We start from the raw sequence: 19,748 nt of genomic DNA on the forward strand, positions 1-19,748 counted from the left end.
ACCATGCGGCGCTACGGCAAGAACACCGACGAGGACGACATCCGCCAGCGGCCCAACCGCAAGGGCACCCGTCCCCGTACGACCATCCGCCCCAAGCACGAGGACGCCGTCGAGGGCATGGTCCTCACCGTCGACCGCGGGCGGCTGACCTGCCTGGTCGACGACCGGATCGTGACGGCGATGAAGGCGCGCGAGCTGGGCCGCAAGGCCGCCGTGGTCGGCGACCGGGTCCTCATCGTCGGCGACCTGTCCGGCGAGAAGGACACGCTGGCCCGGATCGTCCGGATCAGCGCGCGCACCTCGGTGCTCCGGCGCACGGCCGACGACGACGACCCGTTCGAGCGGGTGGTCGTCGCCAACGCCGACCAGCTGGCGATCGTCACCGCGCTCGCCGACCCCGAGCCGCGTCCCCGGCTGATCGACCGCTGTCTGGTCGCCGCATACGACGGCGGGCTCTCCCCGCTCCTCGTCCTGACCAAGTCGGACCTGGCGTCGCCGGACTCGCTCCTGGAGATGTACGGGGCGCTCGGCGTCCCGCACGTGGTCACCACCCGCGACGAGTTCGTGGACGGCGTCGCGGCCGAGCGGGTCCACGAGCACCTCAAGGGCCGCACCACCGCCTTCGTCGGACACTCCGGTGTCGGCAAGACGACGCTGGTCAACGCCCTGGTCCCGGCGGACCGGCGGCGGACGACGGGCGTGGTCAACGCGGTCACGGGCCGCGGCCGGCACACGACGACCTCGGCGCTCGCCCTGCCGCTCGACGACAAGGAGGGCGGCTGGGTCATCGACACGCCCGGCGTGCGCTCCTTCGGGCTGCACCACGTCGACCCGTCCCGGGTGATCCTCGCCTTCCCCGACCTCGTACCGGGTACGGAGAACTGCCCGCGCGCGTGCAGCCACGACGAGCCGGACTGCGCCCTCGACGCCTTCGTGGCGGAGGGGCACGCGGACCCCGCGCGGCTCTATTCGCTGCGGCGGCTGCTCGCGACCCGCGAGCGACGCGAGGGCGACTGACCCGCCGGCGTTTACGACCCACTGCCACCGGTAAGTGCATAATCGCACCAAGTGCGACGAAGCAGTCACCGACGGCGTGGGAGGCACTGACGATGGCGTGGCTGCTGGTGGTGGTGGCCGGTGTCCTGGAGACCGGTTTCGCGGTCTGCCTGAAGCTCTCGCACGGGTTCACCCGGCTGTGGCCGACGATCGCCTTCGCGGCCTTCGCCCTGGGCAGCTTCGGGCTGCTCACCCTCGCGCTGCGGAAGCTGGACGTGGGTCCGGCGTACGCGGTGTGGACGGGGATCGGCGCGGCCGGGACCGCGATCTACGGAATGATCTTCCTCGGCGACGTCGTCTCCACCCTCAAGATCGTCTCGATCACGCTGGTGATCGCCGGCGTCATCGGCCTCCAGCTCTCCGGCTCCTCGCACTGACCCTCCGGCCGGCCGGACGCCACCGGGGGCGCGACGACGTGGCTGAGGGCGAGCCGGACGGCGAGCTCGCAGCCGGCCGCCCACCGCTCACCCGCACAGGCCGCGGCCGCCGCCACGAGCTCACCCGGCGCGGGCGACCCCTCGTCGGCGTGCCGCTGGGCGGGTACGGGGGCGAGGGGGGCGCCCGGGCGGACCGGCCGGGGCGCGGGCAGCCGCTCGTTCCAGGCACCGGTGAGCAGGGCCCGCAGCACGGGGCGGGCGGCGGCCCGGGCGACCGTCCACTCGGCGACGGCGACGAGGTTCCGCTCGGGCGGGGCGGGAACGGCGAGCAGCGTCCGGACGCCCTGGAGATAGGCGTCGGCCTCCCGGCGCGCGAGGGCGCGGGCGAGCCCCTCCTTGCTGCCGAACTCGTTGTAGAGGGTCTGCCGGGACACCCGGGCCGCGGTCGCGAGGTCGACCATCCGTATCGCGGACCAGGACCGGTCGGCGAGCGCGGCGAGCGCGGCGTCGAGCAGGGCCTCGCGGGCCGTCGGCATCCTCGCCTCCCGGGACCGACCGAAACGTTTCCGTGCTCAGCGTCGGCAGGCGTCCCCGCACTGTCAAGGGCGCCGGTGGACGGTTCTCCGCGCGGGGATCACGCGGAGATAGAGTGCCGACCATGGCCGATTACCACGATGATCTGCGTCTCGCCCACGTCCTCGCGGATGCCGCCGACGCGGCCACCATGGACCGATTCCAGGCGCTCGACCTCAAGGTCGAGACGAAGCCGGACATGACCCCGGTGAGCGAGGCCGACAAGGCCGCGGAGGAGCTGATCCGCGGCCAGCTCCAGCGCGCCAGGCCGCGTGACGCGATCCTGGGCGAGGAGTACGGCGTGGAGGGCTCGGGCCCCCGCCGCTGGGTGATCGACCCGATCGACGGCACCAAGAACTACGTGCGCGGGGTGCCCGTCTGGGCGACCCTGATCGCGCTGATGGAGGCCGGGGAGACCGGCTTCCAGCCGGTGGTGGGCGTGGTGTCGGCCCCGGCGCTCGGCCGCCGCTGGTGGGCGGCGAAGGGCCTGGGCGCGTACACGGGCCGCAGCCTGGCCTCGGCGACCCGGCTCGGGGTGTCGAAGGTGGCCACCCTCGAAGACGCCTCCTTCGCGTACTCCTCGCTGAGCGGCTGGGAGGAGCAGGGGCGGCTCGACGGCTTCCTCGACCTCACGCGCGCGTGCTGGCGGACGCGTGCGTACGGCGACTTCTGGCCGTACATGATGGTCGCCGAGGGCTCCGTGGACATCTGCGCCGAGCCGGAGCTGTCCCTGTGGGACATGGCGGCGGTGGCGGTCGTCGTCCAGGAGGCCGGCGGCACGTACACCGGGCTCGACGGCCGCCACGGCCCGCACAGCGGGAACGCGGCGGCCTCGAACGGGCTGCTGCACGGGGAGCTGCTGAGCTACCTCAACCAGGAGAACGCCGAGGGCTGAGCGGCTCCTTCGGCCGGGCCCGGGTGAGTCGCACCCGGGCGTGGGCCGGGCCGGGGGTCAGCCGAGCTTCCACCACTGGCCGGCGTCGTTCGGGTCGCACGGCGCCGTGGAGTTGAGGTAGCCGACGCCGTTGGACTTCAGGCACTGGCCGGTGGCCACGTTCTTCGCCATCCGCCAGCCGTTGCCGCCGTCGGTCAGCCGCCACTTCTGGTTGGCGGGGGTCCAGTTGCCGTACGGGTCGTTGAGGCCCGTCCAACCGCCGGGCGTGTCCCAGAGCTGCGGGACGCCCGATGCGCGGTCGACGTCGAGCACCTTGCCGGCGTCGCCGTGGCTGATGGCGCTGGTGCCGTCGCAGTAGGTCCACACCGCCCAGGTCTGCGCCGCGGAGCCGTTGGGCGTCCAGGTGCCGACGCGCTGCCCGTTGGCCTCGTTGTTCGACGGCAGGTCGAGGGCGCCGCCCCGGTAGGTGGCGACCTCCGTGGTGGCGTGCAGCCCCGGCGGGAACATCCCGCAGTCGTCGGTGGTGGCGGCCCCCGCGGCCGGGGCGGTCGCCAGGGCCGCCCCCGCGACGGCCACGGCGGCGCCGAGACCGGCGGCGAAGGATCGGATGGTGGTTCGCTTCGTGCTGGTCATGGTCGTGCTGGTCATGATCGTCCTCTCTCGATGACGGGTGGGTGTCATGCCGTGACCTGGAAGCCGTGGGCCGTGCCCAGGCGTTCCAGGGTGGTGCGGCCGGGCATGCCGTCCGCGTCCGCGCCGGTGTAGCCGCAGCGCCGCTGCCAGGCGGCGTACGCGGCGAGGGTCCTGGTACCGAAGGAGCCGTCCGCCCAGTCGGCGCGCAGCAGCCCCTCGGCGGCGAGCGCCTTCTCGACGGGCAGCGCGTCGGCGCGGTGGACCGCGGCGCCCTGGGCGGCCGCCGGGTCGGTGCGGGCCGCGGCGAGCACCCGGGCCAGGCTGACCACGGACCGCAACTGCGGCCGGGACGCCGGTGCCTGTGCCGGTGCGGTGGACCCGCCGGCGGCGGCGAAGAGCCGGGCGGGATCGATCTTCCCCGGGTCCCAGTGGTCGTTGCCGGGGACGTGGACGTGGCCGAAGTGGCCGCCCTTCCCCCGCCAGTCCGTACGGGAACGCTCCCGGCCCGCCCATGTGTCGGGCACGCCCCAGGAGCGGGCGGCCGCCATGAGCGCACGGAAGTTCGGGCCCGGCTTCCAGTAGCCGGTGAACGGGGTCGCGGCGCGGGCCAGGACCTCGATCTGCACGCAGACCCGGCCGGTCCGGTTGGTCCGGGTGTCCCCGTCGTTGCGCAGGGCGCGGGCGCTGCGGTCGAGCGGCCCGAACTGACCGAGCCGGTCCGTGGTGGGGTCGTACAGGAAGTGGGGTTCGCTGCCCTGCCGGATCAGGTACGCGCCGACGGAGTCGAAGGCCGCGTTTCCCGCGCCGCTCTCCGTGGTGTGCCAGACGACCCGGGGCGGCAGCTCGGGGCTGTCCATGGGGCCGCCGATGGCTCCGTCGCCGAGGCGTACGGCGCCGGGTATCCAGACCGTTCCCATCGGGCTCAGCTCCCGAAGGTCTGGACGAAGCGGCCCCAGTTGCCGCGCTGGCGGGGCGCGTAACCGACGCCGAGGTTGCGGTAGGCGCCGTTGAGGATGTTGCTGCGGTGGCCGGGGCTCTTCATCCACATCTGCATGGCCTCGGGGACGCTGTTGGACGGGGTGACGTTCTCGGCGCGGGCGGTGTTGCCGGGGAAGCCGGCGTCGCTGATGCGACGGCTGAAGTCGGACCCGTCGGTGCCGTTGTGCTGGGTGAGGTCGTTGCGCGCCATGTCGTCGGCGTGGCGCTGCGCGGCGGAGGAGAGCCGGTCGTCGAGCCGCATGGCCGGGACTCCGGCGCGGCGGCGCTCCTCGTTGACCATGGCCAGCATCTCGCCGTGCACACCGGCCGGTGCGGGCTGCGGCTGGGGCTGGGGCTGCGGCTGCGGCTGGGAGCCGCCGCCCTGGCCGCCGCCGGTGCTGCCCACCGGGGCGAGCTGCCAGAGCTGGCCCTGGTTGGCGGGGTCGCGCCGCCAGACGCCGAGCGCGGCGCCGTGCGCGTCGGCGGTGAGGTAGGCGGCGCCCTCGTCGGGGCGGGCGCTGCGCAGCAGGACCCGGCCGTTGCCCGCGTCCTCCAGGTGCCAGAGCTGGTTGGCCTGGCCGTGCTCCTGGAACAGGTGGGTGGTGTAGTGCGCGTAGTCGTAGTCCATCACCATCGCCTGGCCGGGGGCGTGGGCGTTGTGGGTGAGCCTGGTCTCCAGGAGGAAGGCGCTGTTCGGCTTGGCCCAGAAGACCCAGCCCTGGGCGGCACTGCCGTTGGGCGCCCAGCCCTGGATCCGGTTGCCGTTGCCGGTCTGGCTCGCGTTGACGTCGGCGGCGAGGCCGTTGCCCGCGGTGAGCGTCAAGACCTGCCCGTTCTGAGGCTGCGTCGTCATGTCGTGATCTCTCCAGTCGTGTCGGTGACCTGACGGGCAGTACGGTCACCGACACCGGTAGACATCCGGTCAACGCGCGTAGCGTGCCGCTCACGGCGCGGGCAGGGAGTCGAGCGACGCTCGTACGGCCTCCTCCTCGTCGGCGATGCCGAGCCGCTCGTACAGCTGCGCCGCGTCCTGGAGGCAGGCACGGGCCCGACGGGGCCTGCCGAGGGAGACGAGCGCCGAGCCGAGGGTGTGGAGCAGGGCCGCTTCCAGGGCCACGCTGGTCTTCCGGGCCGGCGGCAGCGCCGCCTCCGCGGCCTCCGCGGCGAGCGTGGCCCGGCCGCACTCCGCGTGGATCCGGGCGGAGAGGTCACCGGCCGCCGCCTCGAACACCGCGACCTGGAGCCGGGCGAACTCCTCCCGGGCCCCGGTCGCCTCGGCGAGCGCGCCCTCCGGGTCGCCGCACAGCCGCAGCACCCGCGCCAGGTAGTAGCGCCCGGTCGCGGCGGACACCGGCCCGGTCCCGCTCATCAGCCGCGCGCCGCGCTCGGCGGCCCGCCGGGCCTCGGCCGGCCGCCCGGTGTGCGCGGCGTTGAAGGCGAACTCCCCCAGGGCGCTGCCCTCGGCCCGCTCCACCCCGAGCTCCCGGAACACCTCGGCGGCCCGCCCGGCATGCTCGGCGGCCTCCGCGTGCCGCCCGTGCACGCGCGCGTTCCCGGCGAGCGTGAGCAGTGCCTTGGCCCGCACGCGGGCGGTCGGCCCGGCCGCGGGGTCCGGGTCCCGGGCGAGGGCCTCACACAGCGCGACCGCGCGGGTGATCTCGGTCCAGGACTCCTCGTAGCGGTTCACGTGCCAGAGCATGGTGCCGCGCACGTACCGGGCGAGGGCCTGGGGTGCGCGGTCGCCGCGGGCCGCGGCCGCCCCGGCGATCCGCTCGGCGAGGCCGGCGATGACGGTCGTCCGGTCCCGCTCGAAGACGATCGTGCCCATCTTGTCGACGAGTTCGGCGGCCTGGGCGAGCGGCAGGGCCGGGTCCGCGCAGGCGAGGGCGACGGCCGCGGCGTGCACCGGGGCCTGGTCGCGCATCCAGCGGACGGCGTCGGCGCCGGTGGCGAGGGGACGGCCGGCCCGGGTCACCGGCGTGTCGAGCAGGCTCCGTTCGGCCGGGTCGACGGAGCGGGCGGCGGTGTCGGCGTGCCGGGCGGTGGCCAGGCAGAAGTCGAGCAGCCGCGCGGCCGCGGCGCTCCGCTCCGTACCGCTCTCCTCCTCGGCGAGCCGGTCGCGGGCGTAGGCGCGGACCAGGTCGTGGTAGCCGTACCGGCCGAAGCCCGGCGAGTGCAGCAGGTTGAGGTCCACGAGCCCTTCGAGGAGTTCGTCGGCCTCCGCATCGGAGCGGTCGAGGAGGGCGGCGGCGCAGGGCAGGGCGACGTCGGGCGCGTCGGGCAGCGAGAGGAACCGGAAGGCGCGGGCCGCCTCCGGCGTGAGCCGGTGGTACGAGAGCGCGAAGGTGGCCTCGACGGCCCGCTCCCCGTCGTCGAGCGCGGCGAGCCGCCGCTCGTCCCGCAGCCCCTCGGCCAGCGCGGCGAGGCCGGTTCCGGGGCCGGCGGCGACACGGGAGGCGGCGATCCGTACGGCGAGCGGCAGGCGCCCGCAGGCCGCGACGATCTCCTCGACGAGGCCCGGCTCGGCCGCGACCCGGTCGGGTCCCACGATCCGGGCGAACAGTTCGACGGCCTCGTCCGCCGGGAGCGGGTCGACCCGCAGGTGGTGGGCGCCTGCCAGGCCCGGCAGACGGGTGCGGCTGGTGACGAGGACCGCGCAGCCGGCGGAGCCGGGCAGTAGCGGCTCGACCTGCGTGGGTTCCGCGGCGTTGTCGAGGACGACGAGGACCCGGCGGTCGGTGAGCACGGAGCGGTAGCAGGCCGAGCGTTCGGCCGTGCCCGGTGGCACGTCCTCGGCGGCCACCCCGAGGGCGCGCAGGAACTCGGCAAGAACTGCGGCCGGTTCGCGCGGGGTGCGGTCGGCGCCGCGCAGGTCGGCGAAGAGCTGCCCGTCGGGGAAGCGGCCGGCCGCCCGCCGGGCCGCGTGCACGGCCAGCGTGGTCTTTCCGACCCCGCCCATGCCGTCGAGCGCGGACACCACGACGGCCCGGCCACCCGCCCCCGCGAGCCGCTCCGCGAGCGCGTCGACGGCATCCACGCGGCCGGTGAAGTCGACGATCCCGGCGGGAAGCTGCTCGGGCGCGCACCACACGGGCGCGTCCTGCTCACCGGGCCAGGCCGTCACTTCGCCGAGCAGCGTCGGGTCGCCCCGCAGAATCCGCAGCTGGAGCCCGGCGGGCGAACCCGGCGCGGGGACGGTCGGGGCGGGGACGGTCGGGGCGGGGCGGGTGGCCGGGCCGTGGTGCGTGCCCGGGGCGTACGTGGTGCCGGGGGCGTACGTGGTGCCCAGGGCGTACGTGGTGGGTGGGCCGGACAGTGCTTCCGGGGGGAAGGACGCGCGGGCGTCCTCGTAGACGGCCAGGGCTTCCGCCGTGCGGCCCGCGCGGTGGAGGGCGCGCATGTGGACGGCGACGAGGCGGGGGCGGTGCGGGTGTTCCAGGCAGAGGGCGGCGGCCTCGGCGGTGAGGTCGGGGCGGTCGCCGAGCTCGGCGTCGAGTTCGAGCCGCTGCTCCAGGGCGGTGAGCCGTTCCTCGGCGAGGCGGGCGCGGACCGCCTCCGCGTGGGGCCCGGGCAGGCCCGCGAGCGGTTCGCCGGCCCACAGCCGGTGCGCGTCGCGCAGCACCTCCCGCACCGCGCCCGGCGACGCGCCGCCGGGTGCCTCGGCGACCCGCCGCCGCCACTCGGCCGTGTCGACCCACGCGCCCGGGGCCCGCAGGGCGTACCCGTCCCCGACGCGGACGATCGGCGACTCGGCCAGGTGCGGCCGGAACGCGGACCGAAGCCGGTAGACGAGCAGTTGGAGCGCCTTGCGCGGGTCGGTGGGGGCGGCCCCCTCGCCCCAGACCCCCTCGGCGAGCATTCCGTGCGCGACGGTCCGCCCGGACGCGTCGAGCAGCACCGCGAGCAGGGCCCGCTGCTGCGGCCGACCGAGGTCGATCTCCTCGTCCCCGTACCAGGCGCGCAGCGGCCCGAGCAGCGCGAACCTCAGCTTTCCCGTGTCCCCCGTGTCCCCCATGACCCCCGTCTTCCCCTCTCGTTTCCGCTGGTCGGCGCGGCGCGCCGACGGTCCGCAACCCCTCCGGGAGGCGCGGCCCGGCCGCCTATGATGCGCCACGTGACCCGCGAAGGACTCATGGCTCAGGGGGTGTCATGGGACTCGAATTCGCCGTTCTCGGCCCACCGCGCGCATGGCTCGACGGACGGGAGCGTGCGCTCGGCCGCCCGCAGCAGCAGGCGCTGCTGTGCGCCCTGCTGCTCGCGCCCGGCGAGCTGGTGCCCACCCAGCGGCTGATCACGGCGCTGTGGGGCGAGGACGAGGAGGACTGGCCCAAGGACCCGGTCGGCCAGATCGGCACGCACGCCCACCGGCTGCGGCGGGCCCTCGACCGTCCGGGCGTCCTGGTCGCCGGGCCGGGCGGCTACCGGCTCGCCGTCGCCCGCGAGGCGGTGGACGTCTTCCGGTACGAGGACGAGGCGGGCCGCGCCGCCGCCCGGTTGCGCGACGCCCCCGAAGAGGCGCGGGAGCTGCTGGCGCGCGCCCTGGGCCGGTGGTCGGGGGCCGCGCTCGACGGGGTGCCGGGGCCGCTCGCGGCACGCGCCCGGGAGCGGCTCGCGGCCTCGCGCCACGCGGCGGTCATGGCGTCGTACGAGGCGGAGCTGTCGCTCGGCCGGCACGCCGAGGTCCTCGCGGCGCTGCGCGAGCTGACGGCGGCGCGACCGGAGGACGAGGAGGCGCACCGGCTGTGTCTGCTCGCGCTGTACCGGTGCGGCCGCCGGACGGAGGCGCTGGCGCTGTTCGAGGCGCTGCGGGAGCGGCTGGACCGGCGCCTCGGGCTGGATCCGGGCGGGGCGCTGACCGGCCTGTACGAGCGGATCCGGCGCGAAGGTCCGGGGTTCGCCGTACCGCGTCCGCGCCAGCTGCCGCCGGACATCCCGGATCTGGTGGGGCGGGGGGCGCAGGTGCGGGAGGCGGAGCGGCTGCTGCGGTCCGGCGGCGGGCGGGGTGACGGCCCGGTGGTCGTGGTCCTCTCGGGGCCGTTCGGGGCGGGCGCCTCGACGCTCGCGGTGCATCTGGCGCACCGGGTGCGGGACGCGTTCCCGGACGGCCAGTTGTACGCGCGGGGCGATGCCCCCGGAGCCGTACGAGAGGTCATGGCCGGGTTCCTGCGGGCGCTGGGCGAGCGGCCGCCGGAGGGGACGGGCAAGGGCGAGCTCGGGGCGCGTTACCGGGCGGCGCTCGCGGGCCGCCGGGTCCTGGTGCTGCTCGACGGCGTGCCGGAGCCGGGCCCGCTGCTGCCGGGCGGTGCGGGCTGCGCGGCCCTGGTCACGGAGGCGGAGGCGGGGACAGCGGCGGGGACGGCAGCGGACGGAGTCGGGGAGACGGGCACGGCAGCGGGAGCAGGGACCGTACGGCTGCCGGTCGGACCGCTCGATCCGGAGGACGCGTACGAGCTGCTCGCCCGGATCGCCGGCCCGGACCGGATCCGCCGGGAGTCCGCCGCCGCGCGGGAACTGGCCGAGTTGTGCGGCCGGCTGCCGGCCCGGCTGCGGTCGGCGGCGACACGGCTCGCGGCCCGGCCGCAGTGGTCGGTGGCGGATCTGGTGGGCCGCCTCTCGGACTGAGCCGCCGGGCGCGGACGCGAGGTGGCCCCGGCCGGAGGGGGTTCCGGCCGGGGCCACGTGCGGAGGGGGAGGGGAATCGGGGGGATCTGGGGGATCTGGGGGATCTGGGAAATCAGTACAGGTCGGAGAGGATCCTGTCCTCGGTCGTCGAGCTCAGCGTCCGCCCCGCGAGGGCCGTGAAGCTGCCGCACCGGGTGTTCGTGTACCAGATGTGAAGGCCGCCCGGGCCTTCCCCGACCTGGAGGCAGGCGTAGGCGGCGGCACCCTTGTCGTGGCCCCGCGAGGCGCACTCGCGGCCGTCCGCGCTCCGCACCACGAGTCGGCCGTCGCTCTGCATGACCGCCTTGGAGCCGCAGCCGACGGTGTTGGTGGCCCAGTAGGGCGTGGCGCGCGACCAGTCGCCCGCCGTGGTCGTCCGGTAGAAGACGAGGTTGCCGTCGGTCTGCATGATGAGCCGTGCGTAGTCGGTGCTCACGTGCCAGCCCTGGTACAGCGGCTCGTCGCCCCACAGCGTGTGGGTGCCGGGGTCGTACGCGGCCTGTGCGGTGCCGGATCCGGCCACCGTCCCCGCCACCGCAAGGAGGCCGGCCGCCGCAACCCCCGCCGCCCTGCGCAGCGCCTTCTTCACGATCGTGTTCATCCCCGTTGCCTTCCGTCGGTTCTGCGTGCGCGCCGATCCTCGACGGTGGCGGTAGACAAACGATGAACGCGGCCGCCGCGCGCTCCCCGGGGCGCCTCGCGCGCCCCCTTGTCGGCCCCCTCCCCCGGTGCCACTCTGAAAGTCCCCCCACTTGTGAACTTGTGAATTCCTTCTCGTTGAAGGCTTCACCAAGGAGGTGGCTCCGTCCATGCTCGTCCGCGACGCCATGAGCACGGTGGTCCTCACCATCGGCCCCGCCCACACCCTCCGCCAAGCGGCCCGGCTGATGTCGGCGCGCCGCGTCGGCGCGGCCGTCGTCCTCGACTCCGACGCCGGCGGGCTCGGCATCCTCACCGAGCGCGACATCCTCAACTCGCTCGCCCGCGACCAGGACCCCGACGTCGAGGCCGCGGGCTCCCACACCACCCATGACGTCGTCTTCGCCGCGCCCACCTGGACCCTGGCGGAGGCGGCCGAGGCCATGACGCACGGCGGCTTCCGTCACCTCGTCGTCCTCGACGACCGGGGACCCGTCGGCATCGTCTCCGTACGGGACATCATCCGCTGCTGGATTCCGGTGCACAGCGTCGCCGGCCGGTGAACGAGAACGGGCCGGACTCCGTGAGGAGTCCGGCCCGGTCCCTGTCTACGACAAGCGTCCTCAGCCGCGCAGGGCCTGGACCGCGGCGTCGAGCCGCTTGCCGAAGTCACCGTCCGCCTGGCGGAAGTTGTCGATCGCCCGCTCGGCGATGTCGTCCCGTGAGACCTTGGCGATGAAGCCCGCCAGGTTCTCGACGAGACGGCCCTTCTCGTCCTCCGACAGCAGGCGGTAGAGGTTGCCCGCCTGCACGAAGTCGCTGTCCTCGGAGTGCGAGGGAGCGGCGTGGTCGCCGGTGAGGCCGGTGACGGGGAGCGGCTGCCACAGCGGCCGGTCCGTCTGGTTCGGGCCGCCGAAGCTGTTCGGCTCGTAGTTCTTCGCGCCCTTGTGGCGGCCGTCGTACAGGTAGCCGTCACGGGAGTTGGTCCGCGCCTCGGTGGCGTGCGGGCGGTTCACCGGCAGGTGGTCGGCGTTGATGCCGACGCGGTAGCGGTGGGCGTCGCCGTACGCGAAGAGGCGGCCCTGGAGCATCTTGTCCGGGGACGGGCCGATGCCGGGCACGAAGTGCGCCGGGCTGAAGATCGACTGCTCGACCTCGGCGAAGACGTTCTCCGGGTTGCGGTTGAGCTCCAGCTTGCCGATCTCGATCGGCGGGTAGTCCTCGTGCGGCCACACCTTGGTGAGGTCGAACGGGTTGAAGCGGTACTCGGCCGCCTCGGCCGCGGGCATGATCTGGACCTGCACGGTCCAGGTCGGGAAGTCGCCGCGCTCGATGGACTCGCGCAGGTCGCGCTGGTGCGAGTCCGGGTCCTCGCCGGCGAGGCGGTTGGCCTCGGCCTGGGTGAGGTTCTTGATGCCCTGGTCGGTCTTGAAGTGGTACTTGACCCAGAAGACCTCGCCGGCCTCGTTGTTCCACTGGAACGTGTGCGAGCCGTAGCCGTTCATGTGGCGGTACGAGGCGGGGATGCCGCGGTCGCCGAAGAGCCAGGTGACCTGGTGGGTCGACTCCGGGGAGAGGCCCCAGAAGTCCCAGACGTTGTCCGCCTCCTGCGAGCCCGAGTACGGGTCGCGCTTCTGGGTGTGGATGAAGTCGGGGAACTTGATGGCGTCCTTGATGAAGAACACCGGGGTGTTGTTGCCGACGAGGTCGTAGTTGCCCTCTTCGGTGTAGAACTTCAGCGCCCAGCCGCGCGGGTCGCGGACCGCGTCGGCCGCACCGAGGTTGCCCGCGACGGTGGAGAAGCGCAGGAACGTCTCGGTCTCCTTGCCGACCTCGGAGAGGAACGCGGCACGCGTCCACTGCGAGACGTCACGGGTGAGCGTGAAGGTGCCGTAGGCGCCCGCACCGCGCGCGTGGACCACGCGCTCCGGGATGCGCTCGCGGTTGAAGTGGGCGAGCTTCTCCAGGAGGAGCTGGTCCTGCACGAGGACCGGTCCGCCGACGCCCGCCGTCTCGCTGTTCTGGTTGTCGGCGACCGGCGCGCCGGCCTCCGTGGTGAGCGGTCCCTGCGTCACGTGCGCCTCCTGCGTCATGTCCTGCGAGTCCTGTCCCTCGGCCCGGACCCTGTTCGGGTCCTTGGCCAATGCCGGGTTCGATCCTACGATAGACAATGTCTAAGTCAAGTGGACTTCCAAAGTCACACCCGTTCGGGACCCGCGTCCCCCGACTGTTAGGCTGGCGCCCATGAGTGACCTGTTGGAACGACTGCGCGGACGCGGCTGGCGGATGACCGCGCAGCGGCGTGTCGTGGCCGAGGTCCTCGACGGGGATCACGTACACCTGACCGCCGACGAGGTCCACGCCCGCGCTGTTTCGAGGCTGCCCGAGATCTCTCGCGCGACCGTGTACAACACGCTGGGCGAGATGGTCACCCTCGGCGAGGTCATGGAAGTCGCGACGGACGGCCGCGCCAAGCGGTACGACCCCAACGCCCACCGCCCGCACCAGCACCTGGTCTGCGGCCGCTGCGGCGCCATCCGCGACGTCCACCCGGCCGGCGACCCGATGGCGGACCTGCCGGACACGGAGCGCTTCGGCTTCACGATCTCCAACGTCGAGGTCACGTACCGCGGCGTCTGCCCGAGCTGCGCCACGACGGCCTGACGCGCCTCACACCCTGACGCCTTCACGAGAAGAGCCCCCGCTCCGGCGGGGGCTCTTCTCGTGGGACGGCCTTCTCGTGCGGCCGGCACCCGGGAACGACGAAGGCCCGGATCCGATCGAAACCGGATCCGGGCCTTCGTTGCTACTGAGTAGCGGGGACAGGATTTGAACCTGCGACCTCTGGGTTATGAGCCCAGCGAGCTACCGAGCTGCTCCACCCCGCGTCGGTAAACACGACTCTACGGGACGGCCCCCGACCAGTGCAAATCCGTTCCGACCAGGGGTTACGCGGTCAGCTCCTGGTGCAGCGCCTCGCTCAGCCGGGCCGCTCGCTCGGCGACCTCCGCCGGGCCGAGCTCCACCGCACGGGCGCACCAGTGCCGCCCCTCGGTGAGTTCGCCCCGGCGCGCCGCGAGCAGCGCGAGCCGGAGCGCGGCGCGGCCGTGGCCCGCCCGGGCGGCACGGGTCCACCAGAGGGCGGCCTCGCGCTCGCTGCCCTCACGGGCGAGGAGCAGCCCGAGGTTGAAGGCGCCGTTGCGGCTGCCCGCCTCCGCCGCCTCGCGGTACCAGCGGTCGGCCTCCGCGAGGTCGCCGCGGCCCGCCGCGAGCATCCCGACCCGCACCTGGGCGCGCCGGTGCCCCTGCTGGGCGGCCCGCTCGTACCACTCCTCGCACTCGGACTTCTCGTCCCGGGATGCGCCGAGGACGGCGGGGCCGGGATCGGGGCGGCGGGCGTCGAGGACCGTGGCCAGCCGGAAGGCGGCCTCGGCGCTGCCGCCGCCGGCCGCGCACCGCAGGTGCCGCTCGGCGGTCCGCTCGTCGCCGTCGCGCAGGGCGGCGATGCCGACCTGGAGGGCGGCCTCGGTGTGCCCGGCGGCGGCGGCCCGCTCGTACCAGACGAGGGCCTTGCGGTCGTCGTCGCGGCCCGCGTGGAGGATGCCCAGGTTGAACGCGGCGTCCACGCTGCCGGCCTCGGCCGCCTTGGAGAACCACGGCTCGGCGCCGTTCGCGTCGCCGGCCTGGAGGAGCAGCACGGCGAGCGCGTTGGCGGCCTCGCGGTGGCCCGCGTAGGCGGCGCGGCGGTACCACTGCTCGGCCTGCGGGATCCGGTCCTGGGCGGCGCAGAGCAGCCCGAGGTTGTACGCCCCGTTGACGTCGCCCGCGTCCATGGCGGCGCGGTACCAGCGCTCGGCGGTCTGCTGCTCGCCGCGGGCCGCGTGCAGCGCTCCGAGGGCGTTGGCGGCGTTGCCGTCGCCGTCCTGGGCGGCGCGCAGCCACCACACGGCGGCGCTCTCCTGGTCGCCCGCGTCGCGGAGGAGGAAACCGAGGGCGCAGGCGGCCTTGGCCTCGCCCTCCTTGGCGGAGCTCAGGTACCAGCGGCCGGCCTCCTTGAGGTCGCCGCGCTTCTCCAGGATCGCGCCGAGGTGCAGCGCGGCGCGCCGGTGCCCGCGGGCGGCGGCCTGCCGGAACCACTGCTCGGCCTCGGTGAGCTCGCCCTTCGGCGGGGCGGGCTCCGTCACCCCGCCGGGTGCCGCGCCCGCCGGAGGGGCCGTGCCCGCGCCGGCGGCGCCACCGGGCGCCCGGAGCCGCGTGCCGGTCTCGTGCGGCCCGCGGCCGGTCTCGTGCGGCCCGTGGCCCGGCTCGGTCGCGCGGCGCTCCAGGGCGAGGGCGAGGCGGTAGGCGGCCTCGCGGTGGCCCTGCTCGGCGGCGGCGCGCAGCCAGCGCTCGGCGCCGACGTCGCTGCGGTGCTCCAGGAGGTCGGCGAGGGCGTAGGCGCCCAGGGCGTGGCCCTGCTCGGCGGCCTGGCGCAGCCAGTACTCGGCGGCCGGCTCGTCGCCGCGCTCGCGGTGGTGGCGGCCGAGGGCGTGGGCGGCGGGCGCGGAGCCGGCGACGGCGGCGACCCGCCACCAGCCGGCGGCCTCGTCGGCGTACCCCCGCTGGTGCAGCAGGACGCCCAGGTTGTTGGCGGCGGCCCGGTCCCCCTCGGCGGTGGCGCCGCGCAGGAAGGGCTCGGCGCCGTCGAGGTCACCGCGGCGCAGCAGCAGCGCGCCGAGCGCGCTCATCGAGGCGAGGTCTCCGCGCTCGGCCGCGCGCCGGTGGCGCGCCTCGCTCTCGGTTTCCGTCTCGTTCTCGGTGTCGGTGTCGGTGTCTGCATCGGTCTCGGCGGTGATGTCGACGGCCGCATCGACGGCCCCCACTGCCTCGATGATCTCGTCCGCGGCGTTTCTGGCGTGCCGCTGCACAAACCGCCCTGTCTCCAACAGAGTTGCCCTGTCCCCCATAAATACCATCGTCGCACCACCCGCAACCCGAGCACACCTGGTATACCGCAGCCAGTGAGGTCACTCAGCGTTTTGTCGACATGCCCACAGAGAGACAAGTCAAACACGCCTCACACCAACTCGCCCCCTCCGTACCGCTCTTCGGTGCCCCCCGTCACCTCGACACACGACGAGGGCCCGGATCCTTATGGATCCGGGCCCTCGTTCTGAGTAGCGGGGACAGGATTTGAACCTGCGACCTCTGGGTTATGAGCCCAGCGAGCTACCGAGCTGCTCCACCCCGCGTCGGTGAAACCACAGTATCACGACGCGGGGAGGCAAAACCTCAGGTCAGCCGCTTGATCCCGTGCTCTTGAGCTTCGCTCCGGCGTCCGCAGCGCGCTCCAGAGCGTCCTGGAGGTCCTCCTGCGCCTTGCCGTACGCCGTCCAGTCGCCCTTCTGGAGCGCCGCCTCGCCCGCGTCGTACGCCTTCTGGGCGTCGGCGATCGCGGCCTTCAGCGCGGCGTCGTTCGACGTCGGCGGCGGGGGCGTGGTGCCCGGCGGCGGGGTCGTGGGCTTCGTCGGTGCCTCCACCCCGAAGACCGCGTTCAGGGCGTCGGTGAGGTTGTCCTCGAACACCGTGGTGTCCTTGGTCGTGTCACCCTCCGGCTGGTCCGCGTCCACGTAGGACACCGCGACCTTCTTCAGGAGCGGGTAGAGCGCGTTCCGCCCCTGGGCGTACACCGGCTCCACGTACAGGAACCCGCCGTCGAGCGGCACGGTCAGCAGGTTGCCGTACTGGATGTCGGAGTCGGCGCCCTTCATGTCCCGGACGAACTGGGCGACGTCCGGCAGACCGTTGAGCTTGCTCTGCACCTGGGCCGGGCCCGGGACGTCCTCGGTGACCCGCAGCAGCCTCAGCCGCCCGTACTCCTTGCTGGTGGCGTCGGCGTCGACCGCCATGAAGCCGCCCAGGTTGGGCCGGCCGTTCGGCGTGAACGTCGTCGTCAGCGAGAAGCGCTGCGCCGTGTCCCCGGGCATCTTCATGCTCAGGTAGTACGGCGGGACCGCGTTGCCGTCCTTGTTGGTCGGGTCGTCCGGCACCTGCCAGGCGTCCGAGCCGCTGTAGAACTGCGCGGGGTCGGTGACGTGGTAGCGGGTCAGCAGCTCGCGCTGGACCTTGAACATGTCCTGCGGGTAGCGCAGGTGCGCCATCAGGTCGCCCTTGATCTCGGACTTCGGCTTCACCGTGTCCGGGAACGCCTTCATCCAGGTCTTGAGGACCGGGTCCTGCGTGTCCCACTCGTAGAGGTTCACCGTGCCGTCGTAGGCGTCGACGGTGGCCTTCACCGAGTTGCGGATGTAGTTGACCTGGTTCTGCTGGGCGACGACCGCGCGCTGCTGGTTGCCGACGGTCAGGGAGTCGGCCGTCGTGTCCCCGAGCGTGGTGCGCGAGGCGTACGGGTAGCCGTTCGTCGTCGTGTAGGCGTCGACGATCCACTGGATCCGCCCGTCGACGACCGCCGGGTAGGCGTCGCCGTCGATGGTCAGCCAGGGCGCGACCGCCTCGACGCGCTCCTTGGGCGTGCGGTTGTAGAGGATCCGCGAGCCCTCGCCGATGGCCCCCGAGTAGAGGATCTGCGGCTCGCTGAAGGCCACCGCGTAGGCGGCGCGGTTGAACGCGCCGGAGAGGCTGACGCCGCTCTTCTCCTTGTAGCTGGTGGTCTTCTCGCCGTTCTCCTCGTAGTCCAGCTCCTTCTGCGGGCCGCCCACGATCGAGTACTGGTCGGTCTTCTCGCCGTAGTAGATCCGCTGCTGGTACGTGCCGAGGTCACCGGTCGTCGGCAGTCCGGACTCGGTGAAGACCGGGGAGCCGTTGGCGTCCGTCGTCGTCCCCGCGGCCATGATCGCGCCGTAGCCGTGGGTGTAGGTGAAGTGGTCGTTGATCCAGTTCCGCTTCGGGATGCCCTTGATGTTGAGCTCCCGCAGACCGACCACGGTGTCCTTGCCCTGGTAGCGGTCCACGTCCAGGGTCGTCGGGAACTGGTAGTACTTCCGCTTCTGCTCCAGCTGCTGGAACGTCGGCGAGACGATGTTCGGGTCGAGGACGCGGTAGCTGGCCGCCGAGTCGGCGTCCGTGCGGAGCTGGTCCTTGGCCTTGACCGTCGACTTGCCCGAGTAGTTCTCGGGCTTCGTCGAGTCGATCGCGTACGCCTTGCGGGTCGCGTCGATGTTCTTCTGGATGTACGGCGCTTCCTTGGCCTGCTCGTTCGGCTGGACCTGGAACTTCTGCACGATGGCCGGGTACAGGCCGCCGATCAGGATCGCGGAGAGCACCATCAGACCGAAGCCGATCACCGGCAGCTGCCAGGTGCGGCGCCAGAGCGTCGCGAAGAACAGCACGGCGCAGATCGCGGCGATGCAGAACAGGATCGTCTTCGCCGGCAGGTACGCGTTGGCGTCGACGTACCGCAGGCCCGTCCAGTTGCCGGTGGCCTTGAAGTCGCTGGACTTCACCGCCAGGCCGTACCGGTCGAGCCAGTACGCCACGGCCTTGAGCGAGACGAAGACGCCGAGCAGCACCGAGAGGTGACCGGTGGCGGCGGCGGTCGCGCGGGCGCCCGGGCTGGTGATCCGCAGTCCGCCGTACAGGTAGTGCGTGAGCGCGGCGGCGATCAGCGACAGGACGGCGGCGGCGAAGCCGAAGGCGAGGAGGAAGCGGTACCAGGGCAGGTCGAAGGCGTAGAACGACACGTCGAGCCCGAACTGCGGGTCCTTCTGGCCGAACTTCACCCCGTTGACCCACATGAGCCAGGTGCGCCACTGGCCGGAGGCCGAGGCTCCGGCGATCAGCCCCACCAGGACCGTGACCGCGAGCAGCACCCACTTCTTGAAGGGGGCGACCCCCATCCGGTACCGGTCGAGGCTCTGCTGCTCCAGCGACATCGCGCTGAGCGGCGGACGCAGCCGGTACGCCAGCCAGATGTTGAGGCCGACGGCGAGCCCCATGAGGAGACCGAAGACGGCGAAGAGCCCGATCTTGGTCCACAGGGTGGTGGTGAACACGGACGAGTACTCGACCGAGCGATACCAGAGCCAGTCCGTCCAGAACCCGGCGAACATCACGAACGCCATGGCCAGGACGGCCAGCACCCCGAGTGTCATGAGCAGGGTGCGGGCCCGCCGGGACGGCCGGCCGACTCTCATCCTCGGCCCGGACGGGCTACCGCCGCGGTCCGGCATCTGGAAAGCCAACGTGCGCCCCTCGATGTTGATGCGTCTGAAAGCAGGCCCCGCGATCGTAGAGCCCACTGATGCAACTTACTGAGGCTTTACCTAGTTCCCGTCTTCGGGTGAAGAGGAGGCAGGATATTGGTCATGTCCAACGTTTCCCCCTCAGGCCCGGCGATGGCCGCGAGCCCCCTCACCCGCGCGGTACTCGAGATCGACGAGTACGCGTCGGGTCTCGGCTGGGACCAGCCGGCCCGTCTGTTCGCCCTCGTCGACACCGCACGGCTCCGCGCCAAGGAGCCCGCCCTCGCCTCCCAGCTCGGCCTGGGCGACGACGCCACCGCCTTCACCCCCATCGAGCAGGACAAGCTGCCGCGCGGGAAGCCGCTCGACGACTTCCTCGGCACGATCGCCTGGCCCGCCTCCGTGGCCGGCTGCGCGCTGACCGTGGAGCGGCTGATGCTGCCCCCGTCGGCGGAGTCCCAGGTCCCGCAGGGGCTGAGCGAGAAGCAGCTCACCAAGTGGGTGGCCTCGCACCCGGACCGCCAGGAGGTCCGGATGACCGTGGCGGTGCTGCGCGGCGGCGCCCGTGAGGCGGCGATCCGGCTGCGCGAGAAGGACTCGACGACCGAGGTCCTGACCGGCCCCGACCTGGTGCCGGGCCTCGCCGAGGCGCTGGCGGCGACCTTCGAGTCGTAAGGCGCCCGCCAGGCCCGCACAGTCCGCGCAGTCCGCATGGCCCGCAGCCGCGCCGGTCCCCGGCGGCGGTACGAAGAGGGG

The 19,748-nt window shown here is 73.5% G+C and carries 16 protein-coding genes and 2 tRNA genes; 7 read left to right on the forward strand and 11 right to left on the reverse strand.

Going from position 1 to position 19,748, the window contains the following annotated elements:
- The first annotated feature begins 3 nt into the window (after nt 1-3).
- The gene (rsgA, locus tag ACFC0G_RS10620) at nt 4-1,017 is read left to right on the forward strand and encodes a ribosome small subunit-dependent GTPase A (RefSeq protein ID WP_376400351.1); all 1,014 of its coding nucleotides are present in this window, start codon (nt 4-6) and stop codon (nt 1,015-1,017) included.
- A 92-nt stretch (nt 1,018-1,109) separates the two neighbouring features.
- A complete protein-coding gene (locus tag ACFC0G_RS10625) occupies nt 1,110-1,433 on the forward strand; it encodes a multidrug efflux SMR transporter (RefSeq protein WP_267045756.1) in 324 nt (107 codons plus the stop codon).
- On the opposite strand, the gene ACFC0G_RS10630 is transcribed toward ACFC0G_RS10625, so the two are convergent.
- Nucleotides 1,325-1,969 carry a TetR/AcrR family transcriptional regulator gene (locus ACFC0G_RS10630; RefSeq protein WP_376400356.1) on the reverse strand — a complete coding sequence of 215 codons (645 nt, stop codon included), beginning with the start codon at nt 1,967-1,969 and terminating at the stop codon, nt 1,325-1,327. The genes ACFC0G_RS10625 and ACFC0G_RS10630 overlap by 109 nt on opposite strands.
- Before the next feature lie 122 nt (nt 1,970-2,091).
- Between ACFC0G_RS10630 and hisN the strand changes: the two genes are divergently transcribed.
- On the forward strand, nt 2,092-2,901 hold the full coding sequence (gene hisN, locus ACFC0G_RS10635; RefSeq protein WP_376400359.1) for a histidinol-phosphatase: 810 nt from the start codon (nt 2,092-2,094) through the stop codon (nt 2,899-2,901).
- Between the two features lie 57 nt (nt 2,902-2,958).
- Here hisN and ACFC0G_RS10640 read toward each other — a convergent pair whose 3' ends face one another.
- From ACFC0G_RS10640 to ACFC0G_RS10655, 4 genes are all read right to left on the reverse strand, one after another.
- Nucleotides 2,959-3,549: an RICIN domain-containing protein gene (locus ACFC0G_RS10640; RefSeq protein WP_376400362.1), complete on the reverse strand. Its 591-nt coding sequence runs from the start codon at nt 3,547-3,549 to the stop codon at nt 2,959-2,961.
- A gap of 29 nt (nt 3,550-3,578) precedes the next feature.
- Complete coding sequence (locus ACFC0G_RS10645; RefSeq protein WP_376400365.1) at nt 3,579-4,451, reverse strand: peptidoglycan-binding protein LysM; 873 nt, start codon at nt 4,449-4,451, stop codon at nt 3,579-3,581.
- Between the two features lie 5 nt (nt 4,452-4,456).
- Nucleotides 4,457-5,365, reverse strand: a complete 909-nt coding sequence (locus tag ACFC0G_RS10650) for a CAP domain-containing protein (protein WP_376400368.1) — start codon at nt 5,363-5,365, stop codon at nt 4,457-4,459.
- Between the two features lie 90 nt (nt 5,366-5,455).
- Nucleotides 5,456-8,527 carry a BTAD domain-containing putative transcriptional regulator gene (locus ACFC0G_RS10655; RefSeq protein ID WP_376400371.1) on the reverse strand — a complete coding sequence of 1,024 codons (3,072 nt, stop codon included), beginning with the start codon at nt 8,525-8,527 and terminating at the stop codon, nt 5,456-5,458.
- A gap of 134 nt (nt 8,528-8,661) precedes the next feature.
- On the opposite strand from ACFC0G_RS10655, the gene ACFC0G_RS10660 reads away from it, so the two are divergent.
- On the forward strand, nt 8,662-10,134 hold the full coding sequence (locus ACFC0G_RS10660) for a BTAD domain-containing putative transcriptional regulator (RefSeq protein WP_376400374.1): 1,473 nt from the start codon (nt 8,662-8,664) through the stop codon (nt 10,132-10,134).
- Between the two features lie 112 nt (nt 10,135-10,246).
- Here ACFC0G_RS10660 and ACFC0G_RS10665 read toward each other — a convergent pair whose 3' ends face one another.
- Nucleotides 10,247-10,774 (reverse strand): hypothetical protein, encoded by a 528-nt coding sequence (locus ACFC0G_RS10665; RefSeq protein WP_376400377.1) that lies wholly within the window; start codon nt 10,772-10,774, stop codon nt 10,247-10,249.
- Nucleotides 10,775-10,982: 208 nt separating this feature from the next.
- Between ACFC0G_RS10665 and ACFC0G_RS10670 the strand changes: the two genes are divergently transcribed.
- The gene (locus ACFC0G_RS10670) at nt 10,983-11,375 is read left to right on the forward strand and encodes a cyclic nucleotide-binding/CBS domain-containing protein (protein WP_376400380.1); all 393 of its coding nucleotides are present in this window, start codon (nt 10,983-10,985) and stop codon (nt 11,373-11,375) included.
- A 60-nt stretch (nt 11,376-11,435) separates the two neighbouring features.
- Here the strand turns inward: ACFC0G_RS10670 and ACFC0G_RS10675 are convergent, their stop codons facing one another.
- Nucleotides 11,436-12,905, reverse strand: coding sequence for a catalase (locus ACFC0G_RS10675; protein ID WP_376400382.1), 1,470 nt, complete (start codon nt 12,903-12,905; stop codon nt 11,436-11,438).
- 151 nt (nt 12,906-13,056) lie between these two features.
- Between ACFC0G_RS10675 and ACFC0G_RS10680 the strand changes: the two genes are divergently transcribed.
- Nucleotides 13,057-13,476 (forward strand): Fur family transcriptional regulator, encoded by a 420-nt coding sequence (locus ACFC0G_RS10680; protein WP_376400384.1) that lies wholly within the window; start codon nt 13,057-13,059, stop codon nt 13,474-13,476.
- Between the two features lie 150 nt (nt 13,477-13,626).
- Here the strand turns inward: ACFC0G_RS10680 and ACFC0G_RS10685 are convergent.
- From ACFC0G_RS10685 to ACFC0G_RS10700, 4 genes are all read right to left on the reverse strand, one after another.
- Nucleotides 13,627-13,700, reverse strand: a tRNA-Met gene (locus ACFC0G_RS10685).
- 60 nt (nt 13,701-13,760) lie between these two features.
- Nucleotides 13,761-15,767, reverse strand: coding sequence for a sel1 repeat family protein (locus ACFC0G_RS10690; protein ID WP_376400387.1), 2,007 nt, complete (start codon nt 15,765-15,767; stop codon nt 13,761-13,763).
- Between the two features lie 202 nt (nt 15,768-15,969).
- Nucleotides 15,970-16,043 (reverse strand) — tRNA-Met (locus tag ACFC0G_RS10695).
- Between the two features lie 45 nt (nt 16,044-16,088).
- On the reverse strand, nt 16,089-18,980 hold the full coding sequence (locus ACFC0G_RS10700; RefSeq protein ID WP_376400534.1) for a UPF0182 family protein: 2,892 nt from the start codon (nt 18,978-18,980) through the stop codon (nt 16,089-16,091).
- A 135-nt stretch (nt 18,981-19,115) separates the two neighbouring features.
- On the opposite strand from ACFC0G_RS10700, the gene ACFC0G_RS10705 reads away from it, so the two are divergent.
- Nucleotides 19,116-19,667, forward strand: coding sequence for a PPA1309 family protein (locus ACFC0G_RS10705; RefSeq protein ID WP_376400390.1), 552 nt, complete (start codon nt 19,116-19,118; stop codon nt 19,665-19,667).
- Nucleotides 19,668-19,748 lie beyond the last annotated feature (81 nt).

The sequence above is a fragment of the Streptomyces sp. NPDC056169 genome (assembly GCF_042268445.1).
Lineage (GTDB): Bacteria > Actinomycetota > Actinomycetes > Streptomycetales > Streptomycetaceae > Streptomyces.